This window comes from Rudaea sp. 3F27F6 (assembly GCF_005503555.1).
GTDB lineage: Bacteria > Pseudomonadota > Gammaproteobacteria > Xanthomonadales > Rhodanobacteraceae > Rudaea.
The window spans coordinates 1,067,114-1,084,574 of sequence record NZ_SCNG01000001.1; the positions used below are offsets into that span (position 1 = coordinate 1,067,114).

The 17,461-nt window shown below is 66.1% G+C and carries 12 protein-coding genes; 5 read left to right on the top strand and 7 right to left on the bottom strand.

The window, feature by feature from the left end; translation table 11 throughout:
• Positions 1–125 precede the first annotated feature (125 nt).
• Positions 126–950 carry a sulfotransferase gene (locus FFS30_RS04600; protein ID WP_137911913.1) on the top strand — a complete coding sequence of 275 codons (825 nt, stop codon included), beginning with the start codon at positions 126–128 and terminating at the stop codon, positions 948–950.
• 154 nt (positions 951–1,104) lie between these two features.
• On the opposite strand, the gene FFS30_RS04605 is transcribed toward FFS30_RS04600, so the two are convergent.
• From FFS30_RS04605 to FFS30_RS04620, 4 genes are all read right to left on the bottom strand, one after another.
• Positions 1,105–3,147 (bottom strand): M13-type metalloendopeptidase, encoded by a 2,043-nt coding sequence (locus FFS30_RS04605; RefSeq protein WP_137911914.1) that lies wholly within the window; start codon positions 3,145–3,147, stop codon positions 1,105–1,107.
• A 165-nt stretch (positions 3,148–3,312) separates the two neighbouring features.
• Positions 3,313–4,578, bottom strand: a complete 1,266-nt coding sequence (locus tag FFS30_RS04610) for an O-antigen ligase family protein (RefSeq protein ID WP_249352167.1) — start codon at positions 4,576–4,578, stop codon at positions 3,313–3,315.
• Between the two features lie 58 nt (positions 4,579–4,636).
• A complete protein-coding gene (locus FFS30_RS04615) occupies positions 4,637–5,755 on the bottom strand; it encodes a glycosyltransferase (protein WP_137911915.1) in 1,119 nt (372 codons plus the stop codon).
• Positions 5,756–5,776: 21 nt separating this feature from the next.
• A complete protein-coding gene (locus FFS30_RS04620; protein WP_137911916.1) occupies positions 5,777–5,998 on the bottom strand; it encodes a zinc-finger domain-containing protein in 222 nt (73 codons plus the stop codon).
• 181 nt (positions 5,999–6,179) lie between these two features.
• Here FFS30_RS04620 and FFS30_RS04625 point away from each other — a divergent pair, with 181 nt between their 5' ends.
• Positions 6,180–7,439, top strand: a complete 1,260-nt coding sequence (locus FFS30_RS04625) for a Yip1 family protein (RefSeq protein ID WP_137911917.1) — start codon at positions 6,180–6,182, stop codon at positions 7,437–7,439.
• Between the two features lie 163 nt (positions 7,440–7,602).
• On the opposite strand, the gene FFS30_RS04630 is transcribed toward FFS30_RS04625, so the two are convergent.
• Positions 7,603–8,205: a YceI family protein gene (locus FFS30_RS04630; protein ID WP_137911918.1), complete on the bottom strand. Its 603-nt coding sequence runs from the start codon at positions 8,203–8,205 to the stop codon at positions 7,603–7,605.
• A gap of 233 nt (positions 8,206–8,438) precedes the next feature.
• Here FFS30_RS04630 and FFS30_RS04635 point away from each other — a divergent pair, with 233 nt between their 5' ends.
• A complete protein-coding gene (locus FFS30_RS04635) occupies positions 8,439–9,419 on the top strand; it encodes a mitochondrial fission ELM1 family protein (protein ID WP_249352169.1) in 981 nt (326 codons plus the stop codon).
• An 18-nt stretch (positions 9,420–9,437) separates the two neighbouring features.
• On the opposite strand, the gene glnE is transcribed toward FFS30_RS04635, so the two are convergent.
• Positions 9,438–12,266 carry a bifunctional [glutamate--ammonia ligase]-adenylyl-L-tyrosine phosphorylase/[glutamate--ammonia-ligase] adenylyltransferase gene (gene glnE / locus FFS30_RS04640; protein ID WP_137911919.1) on the bottom strand — a complete coding sequence of 943 codons (2,829 nt, stop codon included), beginning with the start codon at positions 12,264–12,266 and terminating at the stop codon, positions 9,438–9,440.
• 288 nt (positions 12,267–12,554) lie between these two features.
• Here glnE and FFS30_RS04645 point away from each other — a divergent pair, with 288 nt between their 5' ends.
• A complete protein-coding gene (locus FFS30_RS04645; RefSeq protein ID WP_137911920.1) occupies positions 12,555–13,406 on the top strand; it encodes a 2OG-Fe(II) oxygenase in 852 nt (283 codons plus the stop codon).
• A 48-nt stretch (positions 13,407–13,454) separates the two neighbouring features.
• Here the strand turns inward: FFS30_RS04645 and FFS30_RS24400 are convergent, their stop codons facing one another.
• Positions 13,455–14,903 (bottom strand): collagen-like protein, encoded by a 1,449-nt coding sequence (locus tag FFS30_RS24400; RefSeq protein WP_212742398.1) that lies wholly within the window; start codon positions 14,901–14,903, stop codon positions 13,455–13,457.
• 278 nt (positions 14,904–15,181) lie between these two features.
• Between FFS30_RS24400 and FFS30_RS04655 the strand changes: the two genes are divergently transcribed.
• Positions 15,182–17,362, top strand: coding sequence for a protein-disulfide reductase DsbD (locus tag FFS30_RS04655; protein ID WP_137911921.1), 2,181 nt, complete (start codon positions 15,182–15,184; stop codon positions 17,360–17,362).
• Positions 17,363–17,461: the final 99 nt, after the last annotated feature.

The window sequence follows — 17,461 nt, forward strand, 5'->3', positions numbered from 1 at the left end:
CGCACAGAAGGCTGGTACCGCCGCATCGGATTCGATTTTCCCAATCTAGTGTGAACCAGTCTTGTCATCCGTTTGCCTGCCTCCGCGTTTTTCGCTGCTGGTTGCACTGACCGGATAGAAAACGGGTGACTGAACTGACGACTTTGCAAGCTGCACCGATTTTCGTCGGTGGCGCTGGCCGCTCTGGTACGACCTTGTTGAGGGTCATACTCGATGCGCATCCGAGTATCGCTTGCGGCCCGGAATTGAAAGTGACACCACTGGTCTGCCGCATGTGGCAGGACTTCCAGTACGGTTATTTCCCAACGCTGCAGCACCATCACCTGACCCAGGACGATCTCGCCGAAGCGTTCCGCAATCTCCTGATATCACTGCTCGAGAAGGATCGCCTGTTCACCGGCAAACCGCGAATCGCGGAAAAATCCCCGAACAATATTTTCTTCTTCCCGCATCTGCACCGCCTGTTTGCAGACAGCCCCCTGGTCCACGTCATCCGCGACGGACGCGACGTCGTATGTTCGTTGCTGACCATGAACTGGCGGGACTCGTCGACCGGACAGCCGATCGACTGCACGCGCGACGCACGCGGCGCCGCCACCTATTGGGTCCAGGCGGTAAAGGCCGGGCGTGCCGCCGCTCAGCAACAACCGTCACTCGCGCAGCGCTACTTCGAGCTGCGTTATGAAGACTTGATCTCCATTCCGGAAACCGCGCTGCGCTCTCTGTTCGCGTTCCTCGGCGAGACATGGGAGCCACAGGTATTGAGCTACTACAAGCAGCGGCGCGATCTGGCCGGTGAGTCGAGCGCAGATCAAGTGTCGCGCCCGATCAATAGCGAAGCGCTCGCGCGCTGGAGGACCGATCTGAAAGAAGCGGACAAAGACGTCGTCAAGGAAATTGCCGGCCCGCTGCTGCAGGAACTCGGTTACGTCAGCGACCAGAATTGGTAGGCGGTGCTGCCTGCGCGGCCTACGCATGCAGCGGATTGCGTGACGCAAAAATCGCGTCGGGGCGGACGTAGTGAAATTCGCTTCCACTTCGTCCGCCCCGCGCAGGTTTCTCACTTTCATTCGTACCGCAGCGCTTTTGCCGCGGCACTGAGTATTACCAGATCGTCACCCGCTTCTCCGGCGGGTTCCACATCTTGTCGCCTTCCTTGACGCCGAAGGCTTCGAAGAACGGCGGCTGGTTGGCGAGCGTGCCGAGCACGCGGTCGACCGGCGGCGAGTGCGGGTCGGACTTGATCAGCTCGATCGCGAACTTCTCGCGCACCTTCGCCTGCCAGGCCTGCGCCCAGCCGAGATAGACGCGCTGCTCACCGCTGAAACCGTCGAGCGAAGGCGCAGGTTTGCCGTCGAGCGAGATCTTGTAGGCCTTGTAGGCGATCGCGAGGCCCGAGTTGTCGGCGATGTTCTCGCCAAGCGTAAGCTCGCCGTTGAGGTGATAGCCCGGCACCGGCTCGAACGCGCCGTACTGGGCGACAAGCGCCTTGGTCTTCGCCGCGAACTTCTCGTGGTCTTCCTTCGTCCACCAGTCGCGCAGATTGCCGTCGCCGTCGTACTGCGCGCCCTGGTCGTCGAAACCGTGGCTGATCTCGTGGCCGATCACCCCGCCGATGCCGCCGTAGTTGACCGCGTCGTCCGCCTTCGCATCGAAGAACGGCGGCTGCAGGATCGCGGCCGGGAAGACGATCTCGTTGAGTTCCGGGTTGTAGTAAGCGTTGACCGTCTGCGGCGTCATGCCCCACTCGCTGCGATCGACCGGCTTGCCGAGCTTGTCGATGTTGCGCTGGTACTCGAACGCATTGCCGCGCATGACGTTGCCGACCAGATCGTCCTTCTTGATCTCGAGCGCGGAATAATCACGCCACTTGTCCGGGTAGCCGATCTTCGGCATGAACTTCACCAGCTTTTCCTGCGCGGCCTTCTTGGTGTCCGGGCTCATCCAGTCGAGCGTGTCGATGCTCTGCTTGTAGGCCGCGAGCAGGTTCTTGACGAGCTGGTCCATGCGCGCCTTCGACTCGGGCGGGAAGAACTTGGCCACGTAGAGTTTGCCGACCGCTTCGCCGATCAGATCTTCGGTCAGCGAAACGCCGCGCTTCCAACGCGGTTGATCGGCCGGCACGCCGCGCAGCTCGGTGCCGTAGAAGGCAAAGCGGGTTTCAACGAAATCCTTGCTCAGATACTTCGCATAGCTGCGCAGCAACTGCCAGCGGAAGTAGGTCTTCAGCGTGGCCAGCGGCGTCTTCGCGAGGATCTTGTCCATGCCGGTGAAGTAGCTCGGCTGGCCGACGATGATGTAGTCGGTCTTGCCCTCGATGCCGGCGGCGACGAGGAAGCTCTTCCAGTCGTAGCCTGGCGCGAGTTTGGCGAGATCGTCGAACGACTTCTTGTTGTAGCCCTTGATCGGATCACGCAGTTGCACCTTGGTCCACTGCGCGCGCGCCAGCTCGGTCTCAAAATTGAGGACCGCCTTCGCGTTCGCCGCGGCGGTCTTGTCGCCCGACAGGCTCAGCATCTTCTCGATGAACTTCGCATAGGCTTCGCGAATCTGCTTGAGCTTGGCGTCGTTCTCCAGATAGTAGTCGCGATCGGGCAGACCGAGACCGTCCTGCTGCAGGTCGACGACGTACTTGGTCGAATCCTTGTTGTCCTGATGGACGAAGCCGCCGAACGGCGCGGTCGCACCGATCTGGGCGAAATGCGCGGTCAGCGCGGCGAATTCCTTCTTGTCCTTGATCGAGTCGATGCGTGCGAACTCGGTCTCGAGCGGCTTCAGGCCCGCAGTCTCGAGGGCCGCTTCGTCCATAAAGCTCGCGTAGAGGTCGGCGATCTTCTGTTTGTCCTTGTTCGCCGGATCGGGCGTCTTCGCCGCGTCCTCGACGATCGTGCGGATGTTTTCCTTGGCCTCGTCGTCGAGCTTGACGAAGGCGCCGGCCATCGGTTTGTCGTCCGGGATTTGCGCAGTGTCGAGCCAGTGCCCGTTGACGTAGCGATAGAAGTCGTCCTGGGCGCGCACAGCCGTATCCATGTTCGCCTTGGTCACGCCGGAAGTCAGCGGCGGAGGCGGCGGCGGCGAGGGCGGAGCAGGCTTCGAGCAGGCGGCGATGAAGCCGGCGCAAGCCAGCCAGACGAGGGTACGTTTCATCGGAATATCTCCAGGAAAAATGCGACCGGGTAGTCTAATCGTGGTCGCAAGGCAGCCGCATAGGCCAAAGGTAATCGTGCGCGGCGGAGAGCGCGGCCGATCCCTCATGGCGGCGCTTTTCTGCTTTGCTTGCCGCGCAATCGGCGGGCTCGAAGCAGCGCGCGATCACCCGACGGGCCGCGCCTGCGCGCCGCCCGCATTCAACGCGGCGCAGTAAAGCGCAAGCAGCCACCAGAACACGAGCCCCCACCACGCCGAATAAAACGCCAGATGGGTATTGAACGGAAAGGTCATCGCAACGAGTGCGAGTGCGGGCGCGAACGCGCGCGCGCGCGCATCGGCATCGGCACGCCGCCATGCGCGCCAGGCGAATACGAAACCGGCGATCCAGAGCAGCAGACCGATTGCGCCGGTCTCGCTGAGCACCTCGAGCACGATCTGGTGTGCGTGCAGCGCGCCCTCGTCGGGATCGGCATTGGCGAACTGATCGTTCGTCCCTGCGTACTGCGCATAGGCATAGCGGAACGCGCGCACGCCGACGCCGTTGAACGGATGCGCCTCGACCATGCGCAACGCAGTCGGCCAGATATGCATGCTGCGCCCCGAACTCGCGTAGTCCACCGCGGCTTCGGTGCCCTGCAGCGCATGCAGGGTGCGATCGACACGTGCGTCGAACGCCGGCGAAGCGTGCAGCGCGAACAGCACGGGCACGGCCGCAACCATTGCGGTCGCCGAACTCCAGCCGACGAAACGCAGCGGCGTGCCGGCCTCGCGCCAGACGAAGGCGAGCGCGACCAGCGCATACATGAGCCAGCCCGAGCGCTCGCCGGCCAGCAGAATCGGCACCAACGCGAACACGAAGGCGACAATGAGACCGATGCGGCCGAAGCGTTCGCGCGCGGCCGCAAGCACGAACGGCGACAACACCGCGAGCGCGGGACCGAGCTTGAGATTGCCCGCGCCGAAAATGCCGGACAGGCGCTCCGGATCGGAAGCACCGGCGATGCCGTAACCGGTCAGCGCCTGTATCCAGGCATCGAGCAACCACAGCGCAACGACCGCACCGATCGCCTGCACCATGCGCGGCCATGCCTGCGCCTTGCCGTGGGCGAGGCAGGCGAAGACCGCGAAAGGCAGAAAGCGCAGCGCGCCGGCGACCGTGCCCCAGGACTTGCCCGGCGCAACCGAATCGAATGCCGAGATCAATGCGGCGAGCCAGTAGCAGGCGAACAACGCAGCGGCCAGACGGACACCGGCATCGCTGCGCAGCCCATGCCGTTCGCGCCAAGCTAAGACGAGGCCGGCGATCGCGCAGAGTGCGATCGGCACGGTCGCCGCGCCGATACCGAGCGGCAGCAGCACGAGCACGCCGAGCACGAGCAGTGCCGGCCACAGATCGCGCAACGGATTCGAGGGTGCGGCCGATGACATCAGTGGAATCTTCCTTGCCGGCCCCGCGCCGGCGCCGCGATTGTAGCCTGCGCGCGCATCAGCCTCGCGCGGCGATGTCGGCGTACAACCGCAAGGTCGACGCTTGCATATCGGCCAGGCGATATTTTTCCAGCGGCGCCACCGGCGGCGGCGCCTGCAGCAATTCGACCGCGCGTTCCCACAGCTCAGCGGCATCACCGAGCGCCACGCCGCCGCGCGGATACAGCTCGGCAAGCAGTTCGCCGACACCGCCATGCGCGTAGCCGAGCACGGGCCGGCCCAGCGACAGCGCCTCGACCACGGTGCGGCCGAACGATTCCGGCTGGGTCGAACACTGCAGGATCAGATCGGATATCGCATAGACCTCGCGCACATCGCTGCGCGGCGGCGTGATCGCGAGACGATCGAAGACGCCGCGTTCGCGCGCGAGCGCCTCGACTTCCTCGATGTAGGCTTCGCGCCCCGCTTCGCGCGCGCCGAGCAGGAGCAGGCGCGCATCGATCGCGCGCGCGCGCAGATTCGCGAGCAGTTCCACCGCGTCGCGATGGCCTTTGAGCCGCGTGCCGCGGCCCGGCAGGGTCAACAGCTTGCCGCCGCCGAGCTGCGGAAATTCGTCGAGGAAATGCGCGCGCCACGCTTCGCTCGCGCAATAGTCGCGCGGAAACTCGGCCGGATCGATTCCGCGCGGAATCACCGCGATACGCCCCGGATCGAGCTGCGGATAATGGCGCAGCACATAATCGCGCAAGGTGTTCGATACGCAGATCACGCGTTCGCCGCGAGTCAGGATCGCGCTGTAGCGCCCAGGCGAATTGAGGCCGTGCACGGTGGTCACGAAATGCGGCCGTGCATCGCGCAGTCCGCCGAGCGCGCGCCAGCCGATCCATGCCGGCAGGCGCGAGCGTGCGTGCACGATGTCCGGATTGATCTCGGTGAATAGACGTCTAAGCGTCCAAATATGGCGAAGGGTCGCAAGCGATTTACGGCCGATGTCGACGGCGATATGTTCGCTGCCCTGCCCGACGAATTTCTCGACGAGGCGCCCGCCGGCAGAAATCGCGATCGAACGATGCCCGGCCGCAGCCAGCGCCGCGCCAATTTCAAGCGTGGAACGTTCGACCCCGCCCGCGTTGAGCGCAGGCAGCAATTGCACGACTGTCAGGGAACGCGCGGGCATCGCGACGCGCGGCGGCGCAGGTCAGCTCTTGAGCGTGTAGACCGCGCCGCAATACGGGCACTTCGCGCTGCCGGTCGCCTCGATCGGCAGATAGACCTTCGGGTGTGAATTCCACAGCGACATGCCCGGCATCGGGCAGGACAGCGGCAGGTCGGCCACGGTGACCTCGTAGCGATTCTCCGCATTGGCGGGAATCGTCTTGGCCGCGGCGGGATTGTTCGGGGCAACGGCGGCGGCGGTCATGGCGCGATTTTCCTTGGAAACTGAGCTGTGGAGCGGCTGGAGAAGCGAATTCTAGCAAGGTTCGCCGCGCCCGCGCAGAAATGTGACGCAATCGGCTGTCGGCCATTGTGCAGGGCCGCATTTCGGCGACACAAAGAATGAGTATGATGCATCGGACGCCACTTCCGACGGGGAAATCGCAATGGACTTCAATAAACTGATCGCGCGCGCCAAAAATATCCTGCTCACGCCGAAAACCGAATGGCCGGTAATCGCCGCCGAACAGGATACGGTGCAGGGCATCTTCACCAACTACGTCATGATTCTCGCCGCGATACCGGCGGTCATACAGTTCCTCAAGCTCAGCATTATCGGCACGGCGATTCCGTTCCTCGGCAACTTCCGCCTCGGCATCGGCGCCGGCATCACGCAGATGGTGGTGACCTATGTGCTCGCGCTCGGCGTCTGCTATCTGATGATGCTGATCATCGACGCACTCGCGCCGACGTTCGGCGGCGAGAAAAATCAGGTGCAGGCGCTCAAGTCGATCGCCTATGCGAACACGGCGGGATGGATCGCGAGCGTGCTCGGCCTGGTCGGAATCCTCGGTTCGCTCGCAGTGCTCGCCGCGGCCATTTACGGCATCTACCTGCTCTACATCGGCCTGCCGAGCACAATGAAGTGTCCGCAGGAAAAGGCAGGCGGCTACGCAGCCGTAACAATCATCGTCGCCTTCGTCCTCTCGCTCGTTCTCGGCGTCGTGCTCGCGAGCGTGACCGGCCTGAGCGCCGCCATGTCGGGCGCGATGACCGGCGGCCTGCACAGCTCGTCGACCTACACGCCGGACAAGGACAGCGCGCTCGGCGCGCTCGCCGCAATGGGCCAGCGCGCCGACGCGGCGAGCAAGAAGCTCGAAGCCGCACAGAAGTCCGGCGACGCGAACGCGCAGGCCCAGGCCGCCGGGCAGATGCTCGGCGCCGTGCTCGGCGGCGGCGCACAGGTGGAGGCGCTCGCCCCCGATGCGCTGAAGCCTTTCGTGCCGGACACGCTCGGCGGCCTGCCGCGCACGGGCTTCTCGGTGCAGAAGCAGTCGCCGATGGGCGTGCAGGTGTCGGTGGCGGAAGCGCGCTATGGCTCGGGCGATGGCCCGAGCTACGAACTCACCGTTTCCGACATGGGCGGCGCCAAGGGCTTGATGGCGCTCGCCGGTTTCGCCGGCGTCGAGAGCGAACAGCAGAACGACCAGGGTTACGAGAAGACCTACCGCCAAGGCGGCCGCCTCACCCACGAGAAATGGAACAACTCGGGCAGCGGCGAATACACCATCGTGCTCGGCGATCGCTTCGTCGTCGCGGTGAAAGGCTCGCGCGTGCCGAACGTCGACGCGCTCAAGGCCGCGACCGGCGCCCTCAATCTCGCCGGACTCGAAGCGCTCAAGACGCAGGGCGTCAAGAACGGCTGAGTATCGCCGGCAACAAGATCGCTGCGTACTTCGCAGCGGGTGAGAAGGATTCCTCACCCACCGCTTTCAGGGCCGAAACGCCCTTTCCTCACCGCCTCGCAGACTTTTCCGCCGCACTCGCGCGCTGCGACTCTTTCGGGTGAGAAGAAACTGCAATCGAAACTTACTTCGCCTGCGCCTGTTTGGCGTCGAGCGTGATGCGCACAGGAATGTCGTCGCTCACCGCAGGCGCGTACTTGCCGACGCCGAAATCCGAGCGCTTGATGACGGTTTCGGCGTCGAAGCCGGCCGCCTGGGCCTTGTACGGGCCCATCTCGAACAGGCCGATCTTGTTGACCTTGGCGTTGAGCGTCACCGCCTTGGTCACGCCGTGCACGGTCAGATCGCCGGTGATCTTGAGGCCGTTGTCGCCGGCCTTCTCGACCTTGGTGCTTTTGAACGTAATGGTCGGATACTTGGCTGCGTCGAGGAAGTCCGGGCTCTTCAGGTGTTCGTCGAGTTTGGCCACGCCGGTGTCGAGGCCGTCGAGCGGCAGGGTGACGGACACCGACGACTTGCTCAGGTCGGCCTTGTCGAGCTGCAGGCTGCCTTCGATCTTGTCGAAGCGCGCGGTCGGGTTGGAGAAGCCGAAGTGATTCCAGCCGAAGGTCACGCCGCTGTGCGACGCATCGATGTCGTACTTCTCGGTGGCGGGCGCCTTCGCGCCATCGGCGGCGAAAACGGGCAGGCTGGCGAACAGCAGTACGGCCAAGGTCAAACGTTTCATGGGGAAATCCTCTCGGGTTGGTGTCGGAACTACAGCAAACAATCGGTAAACGGAACGTTAGGCGAAAGCAGCGCAGCGAAGAGAACCGCTGCCGGTCCGGCAAAGATGGGCGCAGTATATCGACCCGCAATCCCCGTGATTGTGTCCGCGGATAGAACGGTGAGGCATATCAAACGTACAATCGTCGCGTGAAGCAGGAATCACCCCATCGCCGAGGACGCGCCGCGGGAGTCGTGGCCATTACCGACGGCGCGGCCGGCAACGAGCGCCAAGCGCTGTCGCTCGCGCTCGCGATGCGGGTTTCGCCGCGCGTGCTGCGCATCGCACTACGCGCACCGTGGCGCTGGATCGGGCCGGGGTTCACGCGCGGTGCGCGTCTATCGATCCTGCGCTGGCAATGGCAAACGCTGTCGGCACCGTGGCCCGCGCTCGCGATCGGTTGCGGGCGCCATGCCGCCGTGATCACGCGCGCCCTGCGCGAGGCGAGCGGCGGCGCCACTTACGCCGTGCAGATTCTCGACCCGCGCGTCGACCCCGCGCATTTCGATCTCGTCGTCGCCCCGCGCCACGACGGCCTTGAAGGCGACAACGTGATCCAGACGATCGGTTCGCTCAATCCGGTCGACGACACCTGGCTCGCCGACGCAAAAGTGGAATTTTCCACATTGCAACAATTGCCGCAGCCGCGCACGGCCCTGCTCGTCGGCGGCCGCCGCCACGGCCTGAACGTGGACGACGCCTGGTTCGGCGCCCTGCTCGCCCGGCTCGAACAGTGGCGCGAGCGCGACGGCGGCTCGATGCTGGTCACCACGTCGCGACGCACGCCGCCCGAATGGCGCGAGCGCCTGCGCTCCGCGTTGAAGAACGGCACCACCTGTTTTTGGGGCGGCGACGCCGACGGTGCGAATCCGTATCCGGGCTATCTCGCCGTCGCCGACCGCATCGTCGTCACGCCCGACTCGGTCAATATGCTCAGCGAAGCCTGCGCGACCGGCGCGCCGGTGTTCACGTCGCTGCCGGCCAATCCGCCGGCCAAACTCGCCGCCCTCCACGCCGAACTCATCGATCAGGGTTGGCTGCACGATATCCACGCGGAATTTTCGCCCGCGCATCAGCCGCCGCCGCTGCGCGAGATGGCCGCGGTCGCGAGCAAGGTCTGGCATCGCATCGAAGCGACGCGGCCCGACGTCACTGTCGCTCTCGAAGCGACCTAAGCCGCAACGAATCGACGGCTACAGGCCGAAACGCGCCGCGGCGTCGATCACCGTGCGCGTGTGGCGCAACAGTTCCGCATCGCGCTCGACGAGGCGCGGACGCGCGTCGAGCGTGCAGGTCAGCGAACGCGCGAGCAGCGCCGCATGCGCATCGGCAAGCGCGCGCGCCTGGGCGCTGTCGAACAGCCCCGCCTGCCGCGCGAGCGCGATCAGGGTCGCCGTATTGCCACTGCGCAGCAAGGCCGGATGCGCGCGCGAGTGGATCAGCACCATCGCCTGCAGCAGGAATTCGATGTCGAGCAGGGCACCCTGGCCCTGCTTCAGATCGAACAGTTCTGCACTCGAACGGTCGCGCTCCACGCGCCAGCGCTCGCGCATCCCGGCAACCTGCTCGATCACGTCCTGCGCCCGGCGCGGCTGCGCGAGCGCGGCCGCGCGCACCCCGGCAAAGCGCGCGAGCGTCGCCGCATCGCCGGCAATCGGCCGCGCACGCACGAGCGCCTGCTGTTCCCAGACCCAGGCGCGCTCGCGCTGATACTCCGCGAACGACTTCATGCTCGTCACCAGCAGGCCCTTGCCGCCGTCGGGGCGCAGGCGTACGTCGACTTCGTAGAGCTTGCCCGCATGGGTCTGCACGCCGAGCCAGTTGACGATGCGCTGGGCGATGCGCGCGTAGTAGCGCATGCCGTCGAGCGGACGCTGGCCGTCGCTCTCGGCGTGTACGTACGCGTCGTTGTAGACGAAGACCAGATCGAGGTCCGAGCCGAAACCGAGTTCGGCGCCGCCGAGGCTGCCGTAGCCGATCACGGCGAGGCCGGCGTCATCGGCTCCCGCGCCGAGGCGTCCGTGCTGGCGCTCGATTTCGCGCGTCGCCATCGCAAGCAGTTCGGCGACGACGAAATCGGCGGTGTTGGACAAGCCGCGCGCGGTCGCCGCCGCACCGAGATGCCTGCTACGGTAGGCGAGGCCGACGCGGAACGAAGCGCTGTTCTTCTCCTCCTGCAGCACGACCAGGCGCGCCTCGGTGTCTTCCAAGGGCACGTTGGCGAGATGGCGGCGGGACGACGCGATCAGCTCGTCGTGGCTCGGCGCCTGGGTTTCCAGGCGCGCGTCGAGCAGGTCGTCGAGCAGGAGTGGATGCGCGATGACACGCTCGGCGAGCAATGCGCTGTCGGCGAACAGCGCGACGAGGCGGCGGCGCGCGCCGGCCTGTTCTTCGAGCAGCGCCAGATAGGCGGAGCGGCGGATCACGCCGTGCAGCAGGCGCAGCAGGCGTTCGAGGCAGACATCGGGAGCCACACCACGCGCCGCCTCGTCGATCAGGATCGGCAGCAGCGCATCGAGGCGCGCGTGCCCGCGCGCCGACATGGTGCGTGCCGTGTGCACGAGCGCGACGGTTTTGGCATGCAGCGCCTCCGCGTCTTTGTAGCCGAGCACCTGCAGCATCATCGCGTCCGCGCTGCCTTCGGCGACGCGACGCACATAACTCGTCGCCGCCGCGGCGAGCGGGCGCTCGTCGGCCTGCAGCGGTGCCATCACTTCGGCGAAGATCGCGGCGACGTCGGCGCGCACGCGCGCCAGTTCGACTTCGAGCGCCTCGACGTTCGCATAGCCCAAGGTCTGCGCGACGCGCGCGCGCGCGTCGCGGTCGTCGGGCAACTCGTGCGTCTGTTCGTCGCGGAACATCTGCACGCGGTTTTCGGCGCGGCGCAGCAGCAGATACGCCGAGCGCAGGCGCTTGGCGCGGTCGGCGGCGATCACACCGAGCCGCTCGCAGGCGGCAAGCGCGGGCAGCAGCCCGCGTTCGCGCAGCGCGGGCTCGCGGCCGGCGCGGATCAATTGCAGCAACTGCACGATGAATTCGATCTCGCGGATGCCGCCCGCGCCGAGTTTGAGATTGCCTTCGAGATCCTTGCGCGCGACTTCGGCGTCGATCAGCGCCTTCATCTCGCGCAGCCCGGCGAACGCGGTGTAGTCGAGATAGCGGCGGTAGACGAACGGCCGCAGCGTTTCGATCAGATGCTTGCCGGACTTGGCGTCGCCGGCGACCGGGCGCGCCTTGATCCAGGCGTAGCGCTCCCAGTCGCGGCCCTCGCGCTGGTAGTACTGCTCCATGGCGGCGAACGACAGCGCGACGCGGCCCGCGCTGCCGAACGGACGCAGGCGCAGATCCACGCGATAAACGTAACCGTCGACCGTGATCTCGGCGAGCAGCTTGACCAGCGCCTGGCCGAGCCGGGCGAAAAAGGTTTCGTTGGCGAGCGGCCGCGCGCCGTCAGTTTCGCCGTTTTCGTCGAAGGCAAGGACCAAGTCGATGTCGGAAGAGAAATTCAAATCGGCGCCGCCGAGCTTGCCCATTCCGATGACGACGAGCCGTTGCGCGACACCGTCGGCCGAGCGCGGCGTGCCGTGGCGGCGGATCAACGCGCGCTCGCCGAAATCGTGCGCGGCGGCGAGGCAGGACTCGGCGAGCGCGGTCGAACCGGCCAGGGTTTGTTCGACCGTGTCGAGGCCGTTGACGTCGCGCCAGATCAGGCGCACCGCCTCGCGGCGGCGGTAGCGGCGCAGCGCGCGCATCGCTTCGGCCTCGTCGAGCGCCGGGTCGAGCGCGAGCGGACGCGTGTCGGCGTGGTGCGGGTTCGCCATCAGCATCAGGCCGTTCGCCGAGAGCAGTTCCGGCTCGCGCTGGAAACTCTCCGCGGCGAAATCGCTCGCGAGCAACACACGGCGCACGCGCTCGTCGACGCCCGCGTCGTCGTGCAGAACCACGCCGGCCTCGCGACAGCGGGCGAGCAAACCGGAATAGCGTTGGGCGACGAAGCTGGCGAGATCGAAGGCGGCAGTCATGCGCCGATTCTAGGCGATGTTTTCGCGCGGCCGATCCGCGCGCACCGCGGAAAATGCCGCATCTACGCGCCCCGAAACGAAAAAGCCCGCCGCGATTGCTCGCGACGGGCTACCCTCCCCCACAAGCCCTAGGGCTGTGTGGGACGCATTGAATTACAAATCTTTCACGTAAGCACGTCGCGTCGCATCAATTCGCCGGCGTATGTACTTCAGCGTGATCTCACGCCGACGCGGGCGCACCGCTACACTGCGCGTTCTCGACGCAGACGCAAAACGCACGGTGATGCCATGAATGCCGCCATACAGGTGCCGGAAGAATGGCGCGACTGGATCGCGCACAACATCGCACGCGGTTGCGATCTGGAAGTGATGATCGCCGACATGATGCGCGCCGGTTTCGCCGCCGATGCGGCGCGCAGTGCGGTGTTCGGCCTGAGTGGTCGCGATGCGGCCACCGCATCGGCGGCGAACGGCGTCTACGTTTACGAAACGCCGCGCCTGCCCGCAGGCAATCTGATCCGCACGCCGAACCGCGACGTGCGCATCACGCTGCGTATCGAACGGCCGACGGTCGCCTTCGTCGACAACCTCTTCGACGCGCAGGAATGCGACGAACTCGTGCGCCTGTCCGCGCACAAGCTCGTGCGTTCGACCATCGTCGACCGCGAGCGTGGCAGCGCCGAGGTGATCGCCGGGCGCACGAGCGAAGGCACGTATTTTCCGCTCAACGCCGACGCCTTCATCGCGCGCCTGGACCGGCGCATCGCCGCGCTGATGAACATGCCGATCGAAAACGGCGAGGGCCTGCAGATCCTGCACTACCGCACCGGCGGCGAATACACACCGCACTACGATTATTTCCCGCCCGAAGACGCCGGCAGCCACGCGCATCTCGCCCAGGGCGGCCAGCGTGTGGCCAGCCTGGTGATCTATCTCAACGATGTCGAGGACGGCGGCGCGACGGTGTTTCCGAAACTCGGCCTGACCGTCGGCCCGAAGAAGGGCGCGGCGGTTTACTTCGAGTACTGCAACAGCCTCGGCCAAGTCGATCCGCAGACGCTGCACGGCGGCCTGCCCGTGCTGCGCGGCGAGAAGTGGATCGCGACGAAATGGATGCGCCAGCGCCGCTATGGCGGCTGAGGCGGCAGCCGCGGAGCGCATCGAAACGACGCGCTCCGCAGCAACGCGCTACAGGCAGGAGAAACTCGTGTAGCCCGTGTAGAACGTCCCCGACGGCGGCAGGTTTCCGCTGACGACGATGGCCAGCGGCGTATTCGGCGGAACCGCGATGCCGCTGGCCGAGCAAACCTGCGGTACCGAGGTCGACGTCGCCGCGTTGGCTATCGTGCACGAGCCGAGCGTCGCACCGCCCGTACCGTTTTGGCTGGTGAGGCTCGGCACGACCGCCGTCAGCGCATAGTTCAGACCGGCGATCGGTATGAACGAGAACACCTTGAAGGACGCGGTGCAGGCCGTCGGCGCGATCGTGAGCTGGGAGGAATTGAAGACCGCTCCGCCGCCGTTGCCCGCCGGATTCCACTGAAAGCTGGCCGAACCAAGCACGTGTCCGGTCACGCTGTACGGTATGCCGGCCGGGCTCGATCCCGTGCCCGCATTGCCGGGGCCGGTCGGCCCGGTCGCTCCGGTGGCGCCGACAGACCCGACCAGGCCTTGCGGTCCCGTCGGCCCCGCTGCGCCGGTCGGGCCCGTGGGTCCAAACGGCCCTTGGCTGCCCACGCTGCCGGTCGGACCCGTAGCACCCACGCTGCCCGCAGGGCCGGTCGGACCGGTGATCCCCGCTGCGCCGGTCGGACCGGTTGCGCCGTTCAACCCCGTCGGACCGGTCGGGCCAGTACTGCCCGCGCCGGTGGCGCCCGTCGCGCCGGTCGTGCCCACACTGCCGATTGGGCCGGTCGGACCCGGAATGCCTTGCGCTCCCGTTGCGCCGGTAGGACCGACTACGCCGATTGGACCCGTGACGCCGGTCGGACCGGTCACACCCTGTGCCCCGATCGGACCCGTGGCGCCGATTGCGCCGGTCGGGCCCGTAGGGCCGACACTGCCTGTACCACCCGGACCGGTCGCACCCGGGATGCCTTGTGCTCCCGTTGCGCCAGTAGGACCGGCTGCGCCCGTGACGCCGATCGGACCGGTCACACCCTGTGCACCGATCGGACCCGTGGCGCCGATGGCACCGGTCGGGCCGGTAGGACCGACACTGCCTGTGCCGCCCGGACCGGTCGCACCCGTGGGGCCGGCGACACCGGTCGGGCCTGTCACGCCGGCTCCGGTCGCCCCGGTCGGGCCCGTCGGACCGGTTGCGCCCGCGGCGCCGGTCGGACCGGTAGGGCCTTGTGGGCCGACCAAGCCGCCGCCAGAACCCGGCGCACACGGGCCGAAGGTGCCGGTTGCCGTACTGAAACAGACGAGGGTGTTTTGCTGGCCGGCCGCGGCGAGTCCCGGAACGATGACGTTGCCGTTCGCATCGACCTTGAAGCGCACGGCATTGCCGCTGCTGTCCTTGACCACGAAACCGCCGCCGGGCGGCGGAGTCACGCTGACATCCTGAGCATAGACAGTGACGGAAAGCGCGCAGGCAACCGCCAGCGCAAGCCTAGAACAAGGCAAAGCAGACATGAGTATCCCCTAATGAAAGATTAAGCCGCACGGGCGCCCGCAAGCGAAACTCCTGCGAAAAACGTCGATCCCGATGCACGGCGTACGCAACTACGAACCGTGCCACGACGGTGAACCGCGCTCCCCGCAAAGCGCATTCACATAGGCAACGTTTATGCTACGTAGCGGGCGCGCAAAATTTGTTGACCGAAATCACATTACGCTGCGACCTTTGCAAGCGCGATCGGCCCATGCCGGTCTCTCCTGTTCCCGGTTTCGAACTCTGAGACAATCCCCGGATGAAATTTCTGCGCCTCGGCCTCCTCCTGACCGCTCTCGCCTGCCTGTCCGTTGCGCCCGGCGCCCGTGCCGCGGAAGCGGACGAACTGCTGCTGGTCGAGCAAGCCTACCGGCTCGAAGCCAAGGCGCTCGATCGCGAGACGATCCGCCTCGACTGGAAAATCGCAAAGGACTATTACCTCTATCGCGAGCGTATCAAGGCGACGACGAGCGATGCGAACGTCACTCTCGGCGCGCACGACTTGCCGGCCGGCGAAAAGAAGCACGACGAATTTCTCGGCGACGTGGAGGTGTATCACCAGGATTTTTCCTCGACGCAGAAACTGACCGCGCCGGCCGATGCCGCGCAGGTCACGCTTGCGGTGCGCTACCAGGGCTGTCACGAAGTCACGCCGAAGATTTGCTATCCGCCGCACACGGTAAAGCTCACCGTCTCGCTGCCCGCGGCGAGCGGCGGCGGCGCATCGGTGCTGCCGGTCAGCGGCAATGGCGCGAATCTGATCACGGGAGCGAGTTCCGGCAACGCACTCGATCCCGGCGAACCGCTGCCGGTCGACAAGGCCTACGTGTTCGAGGCGATCGCGACCAGCCCCAACGAAGTGCTTGTGCGCTTCACCATGCCGAAGGGCTATTACCTCTATCGCGACAAGACCTCGTTCCGTGCGAGCAATGCAACGCTCGGTGCACCGCGCTGGCCGGAAGGCAAACAGCATGAGGACGCCAGCTTCGGCAAGACCACGGTGTACTTCGATCAAGTCGAGGTGCCGGTCGCCGTGTCGGGGCTCGCTGCCGGTCAAGCGCTCAAACTGACCTCGACTTTCCAGGGCTGCCTCGAAGGCAGCGTCTGCTATCCGCCGACGACGCGCAGCCTCGACGTCACGATGACCAGCGGCGGCGGCACGGCCGGCAACGCAGCCGCGCCGGCGGCCATGGACAGCGCGCAGCAGCAGGCGCGGCCGGAAGCGCCGGGCACCGGTTCGCTGTTCGCCGCGTTGTTCGCCGCGCTGCTCGGCGGCCTGATCCTCAATCTAATGCCGTGCGTGCTGCCGGTGCTTTCACTCAAGGCGATCTCGATCCTAGAAGGCGGCGAGTCGCCGGAGAAAGCGCGCACCCACGTGCTCTGGTACACCGCCGGCGTGATGATTTCGTTTGCCGCCGTCGGCCTCGCCGTGATCGCTCTGCGCCAGGCCGGGCTCGCCTATGGCTGGGGCTATCAACTGCAGCAGCCGCTGATCGTCGCGATCCTGGTCTACGTGATCGTCGCGATCGGCCTGTCTCTGTCGGGCGTGGTCCAGTTCGGCGTCGGCCTGACCAATGCCGGCCAAGGCCTCGCCTCACGCTCGGGACCGGCCGGCGACTTCTTCACCGGCGTCCTCGCCGTTGTCGTCGCGAGTCCGTGCACCGCGCCGTTCATGGGTTCGGCGCTGGCGTTCGCGTTCGCCAGTTCGACCGTGGTCGCCTTCCTCGTCTTTATCGCGCTCGGTTTGGGTCTTGCCCTGCCGTTCCTGCTGATCGGCTTCGTGCCTGCGCTCGGGCGTCTGCTGCCGCGGCCCGGCGCGTGGATGGAGACACTCAAGCAACTGCTCGCTTTTCCGATGTATCTCACCGCCGCGTGGCTGATCTGGGTGCTCGGCAACCAGCGCGGCGTCGATGCGATCGGCCTCGTCCTCGTCGGTGTGATCGTGCTCGGACTCGCCTTGTGGTGGTTCGAACGCAGCCGCTACGGCAACGGTGCATGGCGAGCGCTCGCGCTGGTCGCCCTGCTGCTCGCGCTGCCGCCGCTGTACGCGATCTCACGACTCGAAAGACAGGCTGCCGCGCAGACCAACAACGCAGATCAGGTTGCTTTCAATCCCGCCAAGCTCGACGAACTGCGCAAATCGGGCAAGGCAGTCTTCATCGACGTCGGCGCGGACTGGTGCACGACCTGCAAGGTCAACGAACGCGCGGTGCTGCATACCGACGCGTTCCGCGATTTGCTCAAGCGCACCGACACCGTGTTCATGGTCGCCGACTGGACCAATCCCGATCCCGATATCGAAGCCTTCCTTGCGAAGTTCCGCGCGGTCGGCGTGCCGCTCTACGTGGTGTTCCGCAAGGGCGAGGAAGGCCGCGCCTTGCCGACTGTATTGACCCACGGCATAGTTCGGGAGGCGCTCGAAGGCAAAACGGCCCCCTAGGGACGGACCTTCGCGCAGCACGCCCGAAAAGCATTCAATCGCAATCCACTGCGGCGGACCTCGGCTTCGTCGGCGTGCGGCAAGACACAGGGCGCGAGG

Excerpts from the sequence above, each read along its gene's own strand:
- FFS30_RS04605 (WP_137911914.1), bottom strand. The coding sequence starts at position 3,147 with ATGAAACGTACCCTCGTCTGGCTGGCTTGCGCCGGCTTCATCGCCGCC.
- FFS30_RS04610 (WP_249352167.1), bottom strand. The coding sequence starts at position 4,578 with ATGTCATCGGCCGCACCCTCGAATCCGTTGCGCGATCTGTGGCCGGCA.
- FFS30_RS04615 (WP_137911915.1), bottom strand. The coding sequence starts at position 5,755 with ATGCCCGCGCGTTCCCTGACAGTCGTGCAATTGCTGCCTGCGCTCAAC.
- FFS30_RS04620 (WP_137911916.1), bottom strand. The coding sequence starts at position 5,998 with ATGACCGCCGCCGCCGTTGCCCCGAACAATCCCGCCGCGGCCAAGACG.
- FFS30_RS04625 (WP_137911917.1), top strand. The coding sequence starts at position 6,180 with ATGGACTTCAATAAACTGATCGCGCGCGCCAAAAATATCCTGCTCACG.
- FFS30_RS04630 (WP_137911918.1), bottom strand. The coding sequence starts at position 8,205 with ATGAAACGTTTGACCTTGGCCGTACTGCTGTTCGCCAGCCTGCCCGTT.
- glnE (WP_137911919.1), bottom strand. The coding sequence starts at position 12,266 with ATGACTGCCGCCTTCGATCTCGCCAGCTTCGTCGCCCAACGCTATTCC.
- FFS30_RS04645 (WP_137911920.1), top strand. The coding sequence starts at position 12,555 with ATGAATGCCGCCATACAGGTGCCGGAAGAATGGCGCGACTGGATCGCG.
- FFS30_RS24400 (WP_212742398.1), bottom strand. The coding sequence starts at position 14,903 with ATGTCTGCTTTGCCTTGTTCTAGGCTTGCGCTGGCGGTTGCCTGCGCG.
- FFS30_RS04655 (WP_137911921.1), top strand. The coding sequence starts at position 15,182 with ATGAAATTTCTGCGCCTCGGCCTCCTCCTGACCGCTCTCGCCTGCCTG.